The sequence below is a fragment of the Marinimicrobium locisalis genome (assembly GCF_039822625.1).
GTDB lineage: Bacteria > Pseudomonadota > Gammaproteobacteria > Pseudomonadales > Cellvibrionaceae > Marinimicrobium > Marinimicrobium locisalis.
Window position 1 is genome coordinate 1 of record NZ_JBDLLG010000016.1, and the last position, 17468, is coordinate 17468.

The following is a 17468-nucleotide window of genomic DNA, read 5'->3' on the forward strand; positions in this document are numbered from 1 at the left end:
TTCCCTATCTTGGCACATCGCGATGCCGGTTAAAGAGGGGAGGAGACCATCTCATCGCCCTACGTCGCTTACAGTAGGGCGACGCGGCATACACCGCGCCCGCCGCAACCAATCTATGAAACGTTGGGATCTGCGTCGGCCAGAGCCGTATCCTGCAGGCTGTCCCGCTTCATTTCCTCGTAGTACTTATCGGTGATTTTGTACTTGAACATCAGCCCGCCCATGATGGCGTGGAACACGCCGGGGATGACGGACAACATCAGTGCAATACCGGTCAGGGTGAACGGGCTCTGCTCAACGTTGGCTTCATAGTTGAAGTAGGTCAGCAGCAGGCCGACGATAAAACCGGCCGCGCCCATGCCCGCTTTCTGGAAAAAGCTGATACCGCCGAATGCCAGGCCGGAGACGCGCTTGCCGGTCTTGGCCTGTCCGTAGTCCACGGACTCGGCAATGGCACTCCAGAAGACGGGCGCGTGCAAGTCCACCACGAAGGAAATCAGGAAATAAAGAACAAATGCCAACCAGACATCACCGGGCTGAACGGCAAAGAACATGATCACGCTCAGAACGCCAACGGCGAGCTGAGTCCAGCGGAAGAGCTGAATCTTACAGAAGCGCTTCGTGATCCAGGTCGAGGCGATCATCGCCAGAAGCGCCCCGGTCACCCCGGTGGTCATAAAAGCGGACAGCATTGTGGCGTCGGCGCCCAAGTAATACTTGGCGTAGTACGCGGCGACGGAGCTTCGGACGACGTATCCGAGCGTTCCGGTGAAACAGACGGCGCATAGAATCAACCATTGGTCATTTTTAATCAGAATTTTGAACTGCTCGCCCAGGGTTTTATCTTGCACCTGGTGTTTCACCCGCTCGGTGGTGGTGAAAAAGCAGAACAGCAGCAACGCCGTGCCCAGAATCCCCATCAGCCCCATAGACGCCTGGTAACCGACCGCCAGATCGCCATCGCCCCAGTTCTCGGCCATGATGGGCACAATGATGGTGACCAGAAAGGCCGCCACCTTGGCGAAAAACAATCGGTAGCCGTTGGCCGACAATCGCTCTTTCGGGTCCGGCGTCAGTACACCGATTAGGGAGATATAGGGAATGGTCACGGAGGTGAACATCACCGTTACCAGGATGTAAGTGGCGTAGGCCCAGACCAGCTTGGCGTTGTAGCTCCAGTCCGGTGTGGAAAACATCAGGAAGATGGACAGGCCGAAGGGAATCGACATGAACAGGAAGTAAGGACGGTAGCGCCCCCAACGGGTGTTAACCTTATCGGTAATCAAGCCCATCAGCGGGTCGGTCACCGCATCCACCAGCCGGGCCACCAAAAATAGGATACCCATATGGCTGGGCTTTAGACCAAAAATGTCGGTATAGAAATACGAGACGATCAGGAACATCGAGGAGATCACGAGGTTCACGGCGGTATCGCCGCTACCAAAGCCCACTTTCTCCAGAAGCGTCAGTTTATTCGTTTTCATAATCGGGCAGCCTTTTGGGTGATTTTATAGTGGAGTGGCCCAGATAGAAAAAACCGGCGAGTGCCCGAAGACACTCGCCGGCTGTTCAGCCTTACACGCCTTGCTTCAAGTGGTAGTAAGCGGCGTTTTGACGCAGTTCGTCTTTGAATTTGCGAACCTTGGTGTCCTCGTCGATCACCACGGCCTCGACACCCGCCATTTCAGCGAAGTCGATGATCTGCTCGGTGGTGACACCCTGACTGTAAACGCTGTGGTGCGCACCACCGGCGTGAATCCAGGCGGCGCCGGCAATACCCAGGTTCGGACGCGGCTCCCACAAGGCGGAGGCCACCGGCAGGTTCGGCAGGTCGGCCGGAGGCGCAACGGTATCGAGCTCGTTCACCACGATGCGGAACCGGGTACCCAGGTCCACGGTGGTGATGTTCATGGCCGGTCCGGGCTTACCGGTAAACTTCAGACGGGCGATGTCTTTGCGAATGCCGATGGTATGCAAAGCCACCTCCAGACGCGGTTTTTCCGCCGCAATGCTCGGGCAGATTTCCAGCATGTGGGCGCCGAGCACCTGATCGCGAGTGCCCAGATTGTAGGTGTAGTCTTCCATAAAGGAAGTGCCACCCTCTTTGCCCTGGCTGATCACTTTCACGATGCGGGTCATGGCCGCGGTTTTCCAGTCGCCTTCACCACCGTAACCGTAGCCCTTGGCCATCAGGCGCTGAGTGGCTAAACCGGGCAGGCCGGTCAGGCCCGTGAGATTTTCAAAGTTGTTGGTGAAGGCTTTGAAGCCGCCCTTTTCCAGGAAGCGCTGCATGCCAAGTTCCAGACGGGCTTCATTCTTGATCATCGCCATCTGGTGCTCGTCTTTCAGCACCTCATCGGCCACTTCGTAGGTTTTCAGGTATTCGTCCACCAGAGCGTTGGCATCATCCTCGCTCACCGCATCCACGATTTCAGCCAGATCGCCCAAACCAAAAGCATGCACTTCATAGCCGAAGTGAATCTGAGCGGCAACTTTGTCACCTTCGGTAACCGCCACTTGACGCATGTTGTCGCCAAAGCGAGCCACTTTCAGGCCCTGTGACTCGTTCCAGCCCATGGCCACGCGCAGCCAGTCGTCGATTTCCTGCTGAACGCGATCCTGCTTCCAGTGCCCGACCACAACGCGACGCTCCTGACGCAGGCGGGTACCGATATAGCCGAACTCGCGGTCACCGTGGGCGCTCTGGTGCAGGTTCATGTAGTCCATGTTGATGTCGGCCCAGGGCAACTCGGCATTGAACTGGGTGTGCAGGTGCATGTAGGGCTTGTTCAAGGCTTTCAGGCCGGCGATCCACATTTTCGCCGGAGAGAAGGTGTGCATCCACAGAATCAGACCAACACAGTTGCTGTCGTTGTTGGCCCGCAAGCAAACATCCAGAATTTCATCCGGGGTTTTCACCGTCGGTTGGGCGACGATTTTGGCGGAGATTTTGTCCGAGCCGGTCAGGCCGTCGGCAATCTCCTGGCTGTTGGCCGCTACTTGTTCCAGGACTTTGGGGCCGTAAAGATGCTGAGAGCCGGTGACGAACCAAATTTCTTTATTACCGTAAGTTTTCATGTCTGTATCCCGCAAAATATCAAGTTAAATCAGTTCTGCCCGTAGTAAGCGTTTTTGCCATGCTTACGCAGGTAGTGTTTGTCCGCTATGGCTTGCTTGAGCGGTTGCACGTTGGGCTTCAAGGTGCGGGTCAAGTAGGCCATTTTTGCCATTTCTTCCAGTACCACCGCGTGGTAAACCGATTGCGCCGCGTTTTTGCCCCAGGTAAAGGGGGCATGGCCGGCAATGATTACCATGGGCGTTTCCACCGGGTTTCTGTCTTTAAAGCAATCGGTAATCTGAACGCCGGTTTCCTCTTCGTAATCCCGCTCAATTTGCGCGTCGCTCATCACTGCGGTGCAGGGCACATCGCCGTAAGCGTAATCCGCGTGGGTGGTGCCCAGGCAGGGAATCGGCTCCTGAGCTTGGGCCCAGGCCGTGGCGTAGGTGGAATGGGTGTGGGTCACGCCGCCGATGTCTGCAAAGTGACGATACAGGTGGGTATGGGTCTTGGTGTCCGAGGAGGGGCGCAGCTTACCCTCCACTACATTGTTGTCCAGGTCGACGACCACAATGTCGTCCACCTTCATGTCTTCATAGGCCACACCGCTGGGTTTGATGGCGACGACGCCCTTCTCGCGGTCGATCTGGGATACGTTGCCCCAGGTGTAGACCACCAGGTTGCGGTGGTGCAACTGCATGTTGGCTTCGTACACCTGCTCTTTGAGTTCACGGTAACTCATGCGCGATCTCCTTCTACAAAGGCTCCCAGAGCCTGATACTTCTGATACAGCTCGTCGTACTGCTTGGCATTGCCGGCATCCGGGGTGTAGGTTTTGCAAACCGGCGAGGCCATGACCTTTTGCGCTTCTTCCACAGAGCCGTGAACACCAGCGATGGTGGAGGCGAAAATTGCCGCGCCCAGGGCACAGCTCTGTTCACTTTCCAGTACGTCGATCTGGCAGTTCCAAACGTCCGCACAGACCTGCATGACAAAGTCGGACTTTTTAGAAATACCGCCGATCACCACCACGGCACTGATATCCACACCCTCGTTTTTGAAACGCTCAATAATAGCGCGGGCACCAAAGGCAGTGGCTTCCACCAGTGAGCGGAATACCTGTGGTGCTTGGCTGCCCATTTTCAGGCCACTGATGGCCATGCTCAGGGTCTGGTCGGCATCCGGCGTGCGGCGGCCGTTGACCCAATCCAGGGCGGTAATGCCATTGGCACCCACGGGCACTTGATCGGCTTCCGCGCCCAGAGCGGCCAACGTCTTATCTTCAATCTCTTCCACCAGTGCCTGGCGGGTGGACTCATCCAGCTTGTCGGTGGTAGCCAGCAGGTTGTTAACCGGCCAGTTGATCAGGTTGCGGAACCAAGCGTAGAGGTCGCCGAAGGCCGACTGACCGGCTTCCAGACCCACCATGCCCGGAATGACCGAACCGTCCACCTGGCCGCAGATACCGCGAATGCACTTCTCGCCAATGTCTTCATAGCTGGCCACGGTGATGTCGCAGGTGGAGGTGCCCATCACTTTGGTGAGTACCCCCGGTTTTACGTTCGCGGCTACGGCACCCATATGGCAGTCAAAAGCCCCGAAGCCCACGGGAATGCCCGCGGGCAGGCCCAGTTTATCGGCCCACTCGTCGCTCAACGGACCCACGCTTTCGGCGGAGGTAAAGGTGTCGGCGGGCAGGCGATCTCGCAGACCGTCCAGTACCGGATCCAGGCCGGTGAAGAAATCGTTGGGCGGGTAGCCGCCCCAGCTTTCGTGCCACATAACTTTGTGGCCGGCGGCGCAACGGCCAGCGCGGAATTTGCTCGGGTGGGTAGTGCCGGTCAACACGGCGGGCATCCAGTCACAGTGCTCGACCCAGCTGTAGGCGGCCTGGTGAACGGAGGCATCTTCACGCATGACGTGCATCGCCTTGGCCCAGAACCACTCGGAGGAATAAATACCCCCTTCATATTTAAGGTAGTTGACCTCAGCGGCCTCGGCGGCAGCGGTAATCTGTTGGGCTTCTTTAATCGCGGTGTGGTCTTTCCACAGCACGAACATCGCGTTAGGGTTCTCGGCAAATTCGGGTTTCAGTGCCAGCGCGGTGCCTTCGCTGTCCACCGGCACCGGAGTGGAACCGGTGGTATCAAAACTGATGCCGACCACCTGCCGGGCCGCCCCCTCGGGCGCTTCCTTCCACAGACCCTGGACGGCCTGCTCCAGGCCCTCGAGGTAATCAAGCGGATGCTGACGGAACTGATCTTTGGCCGGATCGGAGTAGAGGCCTTGGTTCCAGCGCTTGTAGGGAACCACGGTGGTGGCGACTTCCTCGCCGTTTGCGGTGTCGACCAACAGGGCTCGAACCGAGTCAGACCCGTAATCCAGGCCCAGTGCGTAAGACGTCATACATTCACCTTATTCTTGAGGCCTGCGAGCAGGCGCATCGTTGCCGATATTTATTGTATTATAATATGCGTAACCGCCTGGTTGTCAACGAGTTTCGGCGGTTGGGAGTGGAAACGGCGGGGGCCGCTCGATTGCGAATCAGTGGGAGTGCGCGGGTACCTTGGCGCCGCGACAGCCGACCAGAAAATCGAAATCACAGCCCTCGTCGGCTTGCAGCACATGTTCCAAATAGAGCTGCATGTAACCCCCGACCCGAGCGATGGGTAGCTTTTGGCGCACAAGCTCGAGACGACGGGCCAACTCTTCTTCGGACAACTCCACCCGCAGCTCACCGCCTTCGGCGTCCAGCACGATCCAGTCGCCATCCTCGACCGCCGCCAACGGGCCCAGTTCGCGGGCTTCCGGGGTGACGTGCAGCACGACGGTGCCAAAAGCTGTGCCGCTCATACGGGCGTCGGAAATACGCACCATATCGGTCACGCCCTGCTTTAGCAGTTTGGGCGGCAAGCCCATGTTGCCGACCTCCGCCATACCGGGGTAACCCTTGGGGCCGCAGTTTTTCAACACCATAACGGAGTTACGGTCTACATCGAGGTCCGGGTCCATAATGCGCGCCTTGTAATGCTCGAAATCTTCAAACACCACCGCCCGTCCTCGGTGCTTCATCAGCTCCGGGGAGGCGGAGGAGGGTTTGAGCACAGCCCCCCGGGGAGCCAGATTGCCGCGCACAATGCAGATCCCCCCACTGGCGCAAAGCGGATTATCCAGCGGGCGAATCACCTCATCATTAAAGCACTCGGCGCTGCGATTGTTGTCCCAGAGCGTTTTACCGGTCACCGTCATAGCGCCCTTCTCCAGCAGTTCCGCCTCGCCCAGGCGGCGCAGCACCGGTGGCAAACCGCCAGCGTAGTAAAACTCTTCCATCAGATACCGCCCCGAGGGCAGCAGATCGACAATGGTGGGCACCGGTTGGCCATAGGTTTGCCAGTCATCCAGCGACAGCGGTACCCCCACCCGCTGAGCGAGCGCCTTCATGTGAATGGTCGTGTTGGTCGAGCCGCCCACCGCCGCGATGGTGCGAATGGCATTGATAAAGGAGGCGCGAGTCATAATGTCGGACGGTTTGAGGTCCTCCTTAATCATTTCCACGATCCGCATACCGCTGACGTAGGCGTTGGCATAACGGCGCGAGTCCACCGCCGGGATGGCGGCACTGCCGGGCAGCGACATGCCCATGGCCTCGGCCACACAGGCCATGGTGGAGGCCGTACCCATGGTATTGCAGGTGCCGGTCGAGCGAGACATGCCCGCTTCGGCGTCCATAAATTCGTCCAGCGTAATACGCCCGGCCTTGTAATCCTCGTGCAGGTTCCAAACCAGCGTGCCCGAACCCACGTCCTGCCCGCGATGCTTGCCATTGAGCATGGGGCCGCCGGTCACCACCAGTGCCGGCAAATCACAGCTGGCCGCGCCCATCATCAACGCCGGCGTGGTTTTGTCGCAGCCGGTCATGAGCACAACGCCATCAATGGGGTTCCCGCGAATGGATTCCTCCACATCCATGGCCGCCAGGTTACGGGTCAGCATGGCCGTGGGGCGCAGGTTGGACTCACCATTGGAGAAAACCGGAAATTCGACCGGCACACCACCGGCCTCGAGAATGCCACGGCGAACCCGGTCGGCGAGGTCGCGAAAATGGGCATTACAGGGGGTGAGCTCGGACCAGGTGTTACAGATTCCAATCACAGGTTTGCCCTGGAAGTGGTGCTCGGGGATGCCCTGGTTCTTCATCCAGCTACGGTACATAAAACCGTTTTTGTCGCGCTCACCAAACCACTGGGTGGAACGGAGGGGTCGCTTGCCTTGTTTATTATCGGTCATGGCAGACAGCTCGAGTTCTAGGCCCTTATTAGTATTATAATATATTCGCCGCCACAAAGAACTTCAAGCAATTCGGCGCCTATCAGGCGCCGAAAATCGTGTAAAAAACATTTTTATTGGCAAAATCAGCCGATCGAGCATCGAAACTTCACGAACCGGCGCTCAAAAATCGCCTTATGGTCATCAAAATCATAAGATGATTAAAGACCTCCCATAGAGAATCTTTTGAAAGCAAATGGGCGAACAGTCGTTCAAAAGAGGGCAAAATACGCCAAACGGTGGTTTTACAACCGCTGCCGAACGGCCTCAAATAAACAGACCCCGGTGGCGACCGACACATTCAAGCTACTGACGGTGCCCGCCATGGGAATTTTGATCAAGTAGTCGCAGGTCTCGCGGGTGAGCCGGCGAAGCCCTTCGCCTTCCGCCCCCATCACCAGCCCGAGGGGGCCCTTCAGGTCACTCTGGTACAAGGTGGCCTCGGCCTCACCGGCCGCCCCCACCAGCCATACGCCCTGTTCCTGAAGCTTTTTCAGGGTGCGGGCGAGATTGGTTACCGGCACAAAAGGGAGCACCTCCGCCGCGCCGCAGGCCACCTTGCGAGCCACGGGACTAAGGCCGGCGGATTTGTCCTTGGGCGCGATCACCGCGTCCACCCCCGCCGCCTCGGCACTGCGCAGGCAAGCGCCCAGGTTATGGGGGTCGGTGACGCCATCGAGCACCAACAGAAACGGAGGATGGTCCAGCCCCTCGATGTGACGAAGTAAAAAAGCCTCATCATGCACGGGGCCCGGGCGGCAAACCGCTACCACCCCCTGGTGACTTTCCCCCTGTACCATGGCATCGAGTTTGGCACGGGCCATGGACTGCACAGAAATGCCTTGCCCTTGGGCCAGCTTTAGCACCTTTCCCAAGCGCTGGTCGGCGCGCCCCTGCAAGCAGTACAGTTCCAGCACTCGCTCTGGCGAGCTTTTTAGCAGCGCCTGCACCGAGTGCAGGCCAAAGACCCATTCTTTCTTACTCACCCACTAATCCTGTTCCTGTTGGCGGACGGCGTTGACCGGCCCCAAGTTCTCAAACCAGCCTTTATCTCTTCTTTTTAAATTTAGCCAACGCTTTTTTGACACCAGCTGCCGCCGCCGCAAATACAGAGCGGCTCTGAGGCGCCACATCCTTTTCCTGCGGTCGAACTGTTCCAGCTTTCGGCGACTGCGAAGTTTTCGAGCCTTGTGTTTGATCATAACGCTTAGCGCCTGCCTCCTGTTGATCTCCACGGCCTCTACCGCGGCCTCGGCCTCGACCTTTACGGGCTTGGCCCGGCTTGCCGCCGCCTTTTTTGTCCTGATTTTTGGCCTGAGCTTTACCTTGCCCCTTGCCCTGCCCTTTGGCGTCGGCGGGTGGCTTGGCGTTGGCCTTGCCCTTCCCGCGCCGGGTGGCCGTTACGGATTCCAGCTCAAAATCAATTTTGCGGCTGTCCAAGTCCACCTGCACCACCCGCACGCGCAACTCATCTCCGAGCCCGAACACCTTCCGGGTGCGGTCGCCCACCAGCCGGTGCTGCGCGGGGTCGAAGCGGTAGTAGTCGTGGGGCAGCGCGGTGATGTGTACCAGGCCTTCGACGTAGAGGTCCTTGAGCTCCACAAACAGCCCAAAACCCACGGCGGAAGCCACCACGCCATCGAATACTTCGCCCACATGGTCCTGCAAGTACTCACACTTGAGCCAGCTGACCACATCCCGGGTGGCGTCGTCGGCGCGCCGCTCGGTCATGGAGCAGTGCTCGCCAAGGGCGACCATATCGCTGGTCTCGTAGGGGTAGATTTCCTTCACGGACAACGGCTTGGCCCCCTCCACACGGGCCACGTGGCTTGAGGTCCGCTCGCTGCGGACGACCGAGCGAATGGCCCGGTGAACCAGCAGATCCGGGTAGCGGCGAATGGGCGAGGTGAAGTGAGTGTAGGCATCAAAGCCAAGGCCGAAGTGGCCCTCGTTCTCCACCTGGTAAACGGCTTGCTTCAAGGTACGCAGCATGACCATTTGAATCAGGTGGCTGTCCGAGCGGTCTTGCACCTGTTGCATGAGCGCCTGGAAATCCGCCGAGGTCGGCTCCGACCCACCGCCCAGGCCGAGCCCGAGCTCACCCAGAAACTCCCGCAGGTTGGCCAGTTTTTCTTCCGTGGGCCCCTGGTGCACCCGATACAGACAGGTGAGGTTGTGCTTTTCCAGGAAGCGGGCGGTACAGACGTTGGCGCAAAGCATGCACTCTTCAATCATCTTGTGAGCGTCATTGCGCTTAACCGGCACAATGCGGTCAATTTTCCGGTCTTCATTGAAGACGATCTGAGTTTCGGTGGTTTCAAAGTCGATCGCGCCGCGATCGTCCCGCGCCTGGCGCAGCACTTTGTAGAGCTTGTGCAGGTTGTGTATCTGCGGAAGGACGCCGGAGAACTCCTTGCGCAAGGGGTGTTCGTCGTCCCCTTCGGCCTGGAGAATATCCCAAACTTGGTTGTAGGTCAGGCGCGCGTGGGAGTGCATGACCCCTTCGTAAAACTTGTAGCCGGTGACGGTGCCTTCCGCGCTCAGGTTCATTTCGCAGACCATGCACAGCCGATCGACCTTGGGGTTCAGTGAACACAGCCCGTTGGACAGGGCCTCCGGCAGCATGGGTACCACGTAGTCGGGGAAGTACACGGAATTACCGCGCTTGCTCGCCTCGGTGTCCAGCGCGCTGTGGCAAGACACGTAATGGGAGACATCGGCAATGGCCACAAACAAGCGCCAGCCGCCACCTCGGCGTTTCTCGCACAGTACCGCGTCGTCGAAATCTCGAGCATCGGCACCGTCAATGGTCACGAAGGGCCGATCCCGCAAATCGATACGGTGGACCTTATCCTCCTCCCGGACGGTGTCCGACAGGGCATTGGCTTCCTGGGTCACTGCATCGGGCCAACTGCTGGGAATGTCGTGTGACTGGATCGCCAGCTCAATTTCCATTCCCGGCGCCATGTGATCGCCCAGCACCTGAATCACCCGGCCTGTCGGTGGGCGCTTTTTCTCGGGCTGCTGGGTAATTTCCACCACCACGATCTGGCCCGGTTTCGCGTCACCTTCCGCACCGGGTGGCAGCATCACATCCTGGGTAATTCGAGCGTTTTCGGGGGAGACGAATTGAACCCCGTCTTCCCTAAAGAAGCGACCCGCGATCTGTTGGGTGTTGCGGGCCAGAACCTCAACGATGGCGGCTTCGTCCTTACCGCGATAGGAACCTGTGACCCGAACCAGCACTTCATCACCATCAAACACCCGGCGCATCTGACGGTTGTGCAAATAGAGGTCATTACCGCCCTTGGCGGGAATAACGAAGCCGTAGCCGTCCCGGTGGCCCTGAACACGGCCGCGGATGACATCAATTTTGTCCAGGCGGGCGAAGGCGCCGCGCCGGTTGCTGACCAGTTGGCCATCGCGCGCCATGGCGATCAGGCGCCGGCGCACGGCCTCCACTTGGTCTTCATCCTGAATGTTCAGCATATCGCAGACTTCAGGGTGGGTGACAGGGCCCGGGGCGCTTTCGAGCAAGTCTAGGATAAACTCTCGGCTCGGAACCGGATTGTCGTATTTTTGCGCCTCGCGCTCGGCGTGGGGGTCCTGTTGGGGATGTTTCTCTTTACTCAAAACGTATCTGTCCTGTAACGGAAAATGTGAGCCCCTGGTAAGGGCTTCGTGTTCGCCTACCGCGAATATTAAGGGACATCGGAATAAGAGGGGTAGGCGTTGAAGGGGCCCATTTAGGGGCCGTTAGTTGATCTTTCGAGGCCATTATAGGCCAGTTAAACCAATAAACCCATGGATGGCCCGGAATTCCCTTAAAAAATTCTAAAAATCCGACAACCGAACCGTTGACAAGGTTCCCATCTGACATTATAGTGCGCGGCCTCAGCTGACGACAGCCGAGAAAAGCCAAGACGCCCAGGTGGTGAAATTGGTAGACGACGTACAGGAAGTACTAGTGTCGCGGGAGGCAGGAAGCCGGGAGCGACCACGCGGAGCGTGTCGGGAATTCGGCACAGACTGCGTTAAAAACTCAGCGACAACAGCTGACCGCTATATGCCCAGGTGGTGAAATTGGTAGACACGCTAGCTTCAGGTGCTAGTGGCCGCAAGGCCGTGGAGGTTCAAGTCCTCTCCTGGGCACCATATTTAAGAAGGCAGAGCCTAACGGCTCTGCTTTTTTTATGCCCACTCGAGGACCAAGGTCCTTTACCGCTTCGCGCCCTCCCATCCTTAGTGAAGGTTGTAATACAGCGTCGGGGCCCACTCGGGGCTGTCTCCTTGGCTGTCGTAAAAGGTGGCTTCCAGAGCCCCCAGAGGGCGAATCAGCAAGCCTCGTGTAGTGCCGTCAAGCAGGCGCTGGATCACCGGACGGGATAGTGTAATGCGGGTTTTTCCTCCTTGCTCCAGAGCCGGGGCCACATCAAAAACCATTTGGCCGTTGACCAACGCCTCAAGCGGCTGCCCCTGAGTAAAGCTATCGAAAGTGATGGCTTTTTGGTCCCACCGCTCCGGGCCACCTATGACCTCAAACACCCGAATTTTGCCGAACTCTACGCCCAGGTCTTGCCCGTAGGCGGCGACATAGTTTCCTCCCTGTTGCACCGATTGGGTGGTGAGTTCCAGCACGGCGGCCCCCTTGGCTTGCGCGTTTTCCCAGTCAGGGAAGTTCCAACGAAACAGCAGCCACTGGTCATGACTAACGGTAAGAACGGGCGTGGGCTTTCCATCCTCCTTCGTGTGCCAGCCATCGAAGTTCACCGCCGGGTAGGCGCGGTTGAGCACCACATCCTGATCGACGGGCGAGCGATGCGCATAGTGCTCCAACGGCGCGATGGGCGGATGATAGACCAATGGCTCCCCCACATCAGGCTTGGCACCTTCCACCGGCACCACCTCCGCGCGATAGTAATCCACATCCACGTGGTATTGCCCCGGCCCCCAGTCGGTGGCACTGAGCTGGACGTTGAGCTCATCCCCCGGCTTCGCATCCAACTCGTTCGTGGTCATGCTGATGGTGTGCCACTCGGTGGTGTTCGGGATGTCGTATTCGCGCAGGTGTTGGTGGTAGTCGGTTGTGCGTTGGGTGTTAATCATAAAATTTACCCGCCGCGGTGCGTGACTGACGCGAATACGAGCCTCAATTCGCAACTCATAGTCGGGCCGAGCCAGCTGCTCCATGTCCAAGTGCGGCGCCACATTGCGCTTGATGATGGACCACCAGACGTTATGGGCATCCTCCGTGGCATCAATTTGCATCCGGGCGTAGCCGTCTCGAGGAACGAAGGCCACGCTGGCCTTGCCATCACCGGTGAAGGCCTGCCAGTCCGGGTGAATGGCCTGACCGTCAAACTCGTCCAAAAACTGCGCCTGGGCAAGGGGGGCCGCGCAAAGAAATAGCCCTAGGGATAGCACATAGCGGGCGGTCACAAAAAACAATTTCATTTGGCTTCCTCAGGCGCTCATAGTGGCTCGGCGGGGCAATGGCGAGCGATAAAGTCGGCGTGCGAGGGCATGTACTCTACCGAACGGTGGATCACTTGGCGGATGTTCTCCAGGCGGTGGGCGATTTCTTCCTTCGGCAGGGTATCCACCAACGGGTGGTAGGCGCGGGGACGTAGCCCCTGGCCGTGCATGACCTCAAGCCAGCTCAAGTCGTTGAACAGCTCCTCGTTGAAGCGGAAAATGCGGCCGTTTTTCTGGTACTGGTCGATTTTCTGCTGCAAGGTCTCTGGAATAGCCATGGTGCGACAATAATTCCAGAACTCGGAATCGTCCCGCTGAGTAATATTGTAGTGCGCGATCAGAAAATCCCGGATACGGTCGTATTCGAAATTGACTTGCCGATTGTACTCATCAATGTCTTCCCGGTCGAAGTATCGGTTGGGGAACAGGCTCATCAATTTGGCGATGCCCGACTGCACCAAGTGGATACTGGTGGACTCCAGCGGCTCCATAAACCCGCTCGCCAGCCCCAGAGCCACGCAGTTTTTGTTCCAGAAACGCTTGCGTTTGCCGGTCGTAAACCGCAACAGCTTCGGCTCTGCCAGGGGCTCGCCGTCCAGGTTGTTCAGCAGCACGTCGGTGGCTTCATCGTCGCTGATGTACTGGCTGCAGTATACGTGGCCATTGCCGGTGCGATGTTGCAGGGGGATGCGCCACTGCCAGCCGGCTCGGTGCGCCGTGGAGCGGGTGTAGGGCGTGGGCTCGGCGACTTTGGTACAGGGCACCGCCACGGCCCGGTCACAGGGCAGCCAGTGGCTCCAGTCTTCGTAGCCGGTTTTCAGGGCCCGTTCAATCAACAGGCCTTTGAAGCCGGAGCAGTCAATAAACAGGTCGGCGTCCACGGTGTCGCCATCTTCCAGAGTGACCGATTCGATAAAACCGTCATCCGAGTTCAACTGTACGTCCACGATTTTACCTTCACGCCGGCGCACGCCGCGCTCCATGGCGTAATCTCGCAAAAACATGGCATAGCGCGTGGCGTCAAAGTGAAACGCGTAGGCAATATCCGATAAGGGCGAGTTGCCCGCATCCACGGGCCGCATAAAGCGCCCCTGCTCGGCCGCCAGGCAGTTGAGTGTGTACTGGTCAATATCCGACGCTTCGCCGGCCTGGTGCATTTTTAGCCAGTAGTGGTAGAAGGAAATCCCCTCCATATCCTTACCGACCCCGCCGAAGGCATGGAGGTACTTTTCGCCAATATGGCCCCAGTTGACGAACTGGATACCAAGCTTGAAGGTCCCTTGGGTTTTGCGGATAAACTCGTTCTCATCCAACCCGAGCATTTGGTTGAACAGCTGGATTTGTGGGATGGTCGCCTCACCCACGCCCACGGTGCCAATGGCATCGGACTCAATTAACTGAATGTCGCAATACTGGTTTTTCAGCACGCGGGCCAAGGCGGCGGCAGCCATCCAACCCGCGGTGCCCCCGCCGACGATCAATACTTTTCGAATACGGTTATCCGTCATCACAGCCTTTTAACCTCGTTGCCTAAACCCTTGTCAGGGCTCTTTGTCAGAGCTCCTTCTCGGAGCTTTTTAAAACCGCCGTCAGTGTCGGCATACCCTCGGCCACCTTCACCAGCGTCCGATAAATTGTGTCGTGTTTTTGTTGCAAGCGCTCCGCGTCCATTTCCGCCAGGGCGACGTCATAGCCCTGCGGGTGCCAGCCCAGGCCCAACGCCAAAGCAACCCAGGCTTCGTCGCCAAGCACCTCATCGTCGCGCCGCCAGAGGCGACCGAAGTGGCGAAATACCGACAGGCGCCACTGTAGCGACTCGGGCAGAGCTGCCTGGTCGCACTCAATGTTCGCGGCGTGCATCCAGTGCAATTCATTCAGAATGTCATAAAGCCCTTGCCGGCGACGGTTGTACTCGGCCCTCAGCGAGGGGCGGCCGGCCGTATCCGGCAACAGTTCCAACCACAGCAGAAGGCAGCGGGAGGCCCAAAACCATTCGGACAGCACCAGCTCACCGGGTTGCGCATCGGCACGTCCCAACGCCAGGCAGTTATTAACCCAACCATGGGAGCGAGCGCCGGTTTCGAGAGTCTGGAGGGCGTACGTGATACCGTTGGTACTCAATTCCCGCTCAAGGGTCCTCAAGCCCGCCTCGTCCCGCACCCAGCAATCCACCACGACACCGTCCTGCAAGCCAGCGCGACGACGCCAGCCCCAAGGCTCGCGCACCATTTGCGCGCGGGGCTGCCAGGGGGTTTCCGGTGGTTCGCGGTAAGTCAGCCGGTAGGGCCAGGGGGCAGACTCGCTCCGCTCGAAGGGCGTACCGAGCGTTGCGCCCATTAACCGCGCCGGGGCGCCCGTGGCGTCCACAAAGAAGTCGCCGGTGACTTGTCTGCCGTCATCCAGACTCAGGTATTCGATACCGCGTTTACCGTCCCCATGGGCTTGCAGCGTTTTGCACGGCACATACTCTACCCCAAGGGACCGAGCGTATTCGCCGAGGCACTGTGCCAATGCCGAGCGCTCCAGGTGCAAACCATAGCGCAGGGTGGACTTTGCCGAGCGTGGGTCGTCCACCGGGAAATCAAATCGGCCTCTAAGCGCCGCTTGGGTGGCCAAAAAATGATTGGAAAAAGCCCGCTGCTCCGCTCCGTCAAACCGTTTGAAAAACTCCTGCTCGAACGGCGCGGGCGAAGGGCGAATGCCGTGGGTGCCGTAGGGCAGAAAAAAGTGTCCATCGTCGGTTCGGTATTCCGTCCCCAAAGAGTAGAGCCCCTGACAGGCCCGAACCAGTTCGGCTTCCGAGTAGCCCACCATGGACAGCCAACGGCCAAGGGCGGGATCAGCCACTTCGACGCCCTCACTTTCAGGTTCGTCTCCGCTCTCGGGACACACCCAGATCACTTGGCAGGCGTAGGGCCCCAAAAAACGGGCCAGGGTGACAGCGGCACCAGCGGCGACAAGGCCGTGGCCCGCGACCACAATTCGTTGAAGCGCAGAGGACGGCTTACCCATGGCGTTCTCCGTACAGGCTCATTGCGGCGGCAGGCTCTCGGGTCAATCCACCACGGCGGATGATCTCCCGGTGGGAGGGGGCCCCTTGGGCCAGCTGGTGCAGGCGCGTCGCCATGGCTTCGAGCGTTTGAACGACGGACGCTTGCGGCGCCGCCAAGGCCCGCGGGTCTACGCCGGTGGGTAGCTCTCCCTGGCCGAGATACACCGCTAACCAGCTCGGCTGCGCGAACAGCCCCTGTTCATAATGTTCGATGGTGGCGGACTCTTGAAACAGTTCGATTTTTTGTTTCAAACTCTCTGGAATGTCCATCGACGCGCAGTGCCGCCAGAAAGCGGAGTCGGTGCGCCGGTTTAGGTGGTAGTGCAGGATCAGGAAATCCCGCACCCGCCGATACTCCAACCCCATCCAGCGGTTAAACGCGTCCCGACTCATCGTTTGATCGTCTCCCGCCGGGAAAAACTCCAGGCATTTAACAATCGCCATTTGGATCAAGTAGATACTGGTGGACTCCAACGGCTCCAGAAAGCCACTGGACAAACCAATGGCGAGGCAGTTTTTCTCCCAACTGTGAGCCCGGCACCCCGCTTCAAAACGAATCAGGTTCGGGTCCGAGAGGGGCTCGCTGTTGAGCGAGTGGCGCAGCTGGTCACAGGCTTCATCGTCGCTGAGGCAATCACTGGCGTACACTTGACCGTTACCGGTGCGATGCTGCAACGGAATACGCCACTGCCAACCGGTGGCCGTGGCCGTCGAACGGGTATACGAAGGCAGTACGGACAGGGGGTCACTGGCCATTGCCACCGCCCGATCACAGGGTAACCAGTGCTTCCAGCTTTCAAATGGAACCCCAAGCGTTTGGCCCAGAAGGAGTGAACGAAAGCCGGAGCAGTCAATAAACAGGTCGCCCTCAACCCGCTGCCCCGACTCGAGTACCACCGCCTCAATTCGCCCATCCTCGGGGGTTTGGTCCACCTGACTCACCTTGCCTTCGCGCCGCGTTACATGCCGCTTTTCCGCGTAGCGACGTAAAAACATCGCGTAGCGCGAGGCATCCAGGTGAAACGCATAGCCGTAGCCCAAATCGGGATCGGGGGGTGGCGGAGCGAAGCGGTCAGCTTGCGCCAACTGAGCCGCCAGGGAAAACGCGTCCAGGTTCCGGTCGGGCAGCGCCTTGCGGGCGGCGAGCCAATGGTGATGAAAATCGATACCTCCCAGGTCCGAGCCAAAGGCACTGAAAGGGTGCATGTATCGGCTCGAGGCATCACCCCAGCCGACAAACTCAATCGCCAGCTTGTAAGTCGCCTGCGTCGCCTCAATAAATTCCCGCTCGTCAATGCCCAGCAGCTGGTTGAAGTAGCGGATATGAGGAATGGTCGCCTCCCCCACGCCGACGGTGCCGATTTGCTCGGATTCCACCAGCGTGACCGAGCAACCCGAGGGAAGCAGGCGCGAAAAAGCGGCCGCCGTCATCCACCCAGCGGTGCCACCTCCGACAATGACGATGCGCTTATCGAACGGGGTCGCCATGGGCGCCTCTGCGTGTGTGAGGGCTGCGCTTTTTATTGATTACAGCGTTATTGATCATGAGCTTTATTG

11 protein-coding genes and 1 tRNA gene are annotated in these 17468 nt (G+C 58.8%); 1 reads left to right on the forward strand and 11 read right to left on the reverse strand.

Going from position 1 to position 17468, the window contains the following annotated elements; translation table 11 throughout:
- Window positions 1-113: 113 nt before the first annotated feature.
- The 7 genes from AAE514_RS11220 to rnr all read right to left on the reverse strand — a co-directional run bounded on the left by AAE514_RS11220 (window position 114) and on the right by rnr (window position 11017).
- The gene (locus tag AAE514_RS11220) at window positions 114-1484 is read right to left on the reverse strand and encodes an MFS transporter (RefSeq protein ID WP_347331634.1); all 1371 of its coding nucleotides are present in this window, start codon (window positions 1482-1484) and stop codon (window positions 114-116) included.
- A 91-nt stretch (window positions 1485-1575) separates the two neighbouring features.
- Window positions 1576-3078 carry an L-arabinose isomerase gene (gene araA / locus AAE514_RS11225; RefSeq protein WP_347331635.1) on the reverse strand — a complete coding sequence of 501 codons (1503 nt, stop codon included), beginning with the start codon at window positions 3076-3078 and terminating at the stop codon, window positions 1576-1578.
- Window positions 3079-3107: 29 nt separating this feature from the next.
- The gene (gene araD / locus AAE514_RS11230; protein WP_347331636.1) at window positions 3108-3800 is read right to left on the reverse strand and encodes an L-ribulose-5-phosphate 4-epimerase AraD; all 693 of its coding nucleotides are present in this window, start codon (window positions 3798-3800) and stop codon (window positions 3108-3110) included.
- Window positions 3797-5464, reverse strand: a complete 1668-nt coding sequence (locus tag AAE514_RS11235) for a ribulokinase (protein WP_347331637.1) — start codon at window positions 5462-5464, stop codon at window positions 3797-3799. The genes araD and AAE514_RS11235 overlap by 4 nt, the downstream gene beginning before the upstream one ends.
- Window positions 5465-5602: 138 nt before the next feature.
- Complete coding sequence (locus tag AAE514_RS11240; protein WP_347331638.1) at window positions 5603-7345, reverse strand: IlvD/Edd family dehydratase; 1743 nt, start codon at window positions 7343-7345, stop codon at window positions 5603-5605.
- A gap of 284 nt (window positions 7346-7629) precedes the next feature.
- The gene (gene rlmB, locus AAE514_RS11245; protein ID WP_347331639.1) at window positions 7630-8370 is read right to left on the reverse strand and encodes a 23S rRNA (guanosine(2251)-2'-O)-methyltransferase RlmB; all 741 of its coding nucleotides are present in this window, start codon (window positions 8368-8370) and stop codon (window positions 7630-7632) included.
- A 61-nt stretch (window positions 8371-8431) separates the two neighbouring features.
- Window positions 8432-11017, reverse strand: coding sequence for a ribonuclease R (gene rnr, locus AAE514_RS11250; RefSeq protein ID WP_347331640.1), 2586 nt, complete (start codon window positions 11015-11017; stop codon window positions 8432-8434).
- A 435-nt stretch (window positions 11018-11452) separates the two neighbouring features.
- On the opposite strand from rnr, the gene AAE514_RS11255 reads away from it, so the two are divergent.
- Window positions 11453-11539 (forward strand) — tRNA-Leu (locus tag AAE514_RS11255).
- Window positions 11540-11626: 87 nt separating this feature from the next.
- On the opposite strand, the gene AAE514_RS11260 is transcribed toward AAE514_RS11255, so the two are convergent.
- From AAE514_RS11260 to AAE514_RS11275, 4 genes are read right to left on the reverse strand one after another with little or no spacing between them, the layout of a single operon-like run.
- Window positions 11627-12838 (reverse strand): hypothetical protein, encoded by a 1212-nt coding sequence (locus AAE514_RS11260; RefSeq protein ID WP_347331641.1) that lies wholly within the window; start codon window positions 12836-12838, stop codon window positions 11627-11629.
- A gap of 17 nt (window positions 12839-12855) precedes the next feature.
- Complete coding sequence (locus AAE514_RS11265; protein WP_347331716.1) at window positions 12856-14367, reverse strand: tryptophan halogenase family protein; 1512 nt, start codon at window positions 14365-14367, stop codon at window positions 12856-12858.
- A gap of 46 nt (window positions 14368-14413) precedes the next feature.
- Window positions 14414-15871 (reverse strand): tryptophan 7-halogenase, encoded by a 1458-nt coding sequence (locus AAE514_RS11270; protein ID WP_347331642.1) that lies wholly within the window; start codon window positions 15869-15871, stop codon window positions 14414-14416.
- On the reverse strand, window positions 15864-17399 hold the full coding sequence (locus AAE514_RS11275) for a tryptophan halogenase family protein (RefSeq protein WP_347331643.1): 1536 nt from the start codon (window positions 17397-17399) through the stop codon (window positions 15864-15866). Before AAE514_RS11275 ends, AAE514_RS11270 begins: the two co-directional genes overlap by 8 nt.
- Window positions 17400-17468: the final 69 nt, after the last annotated feature.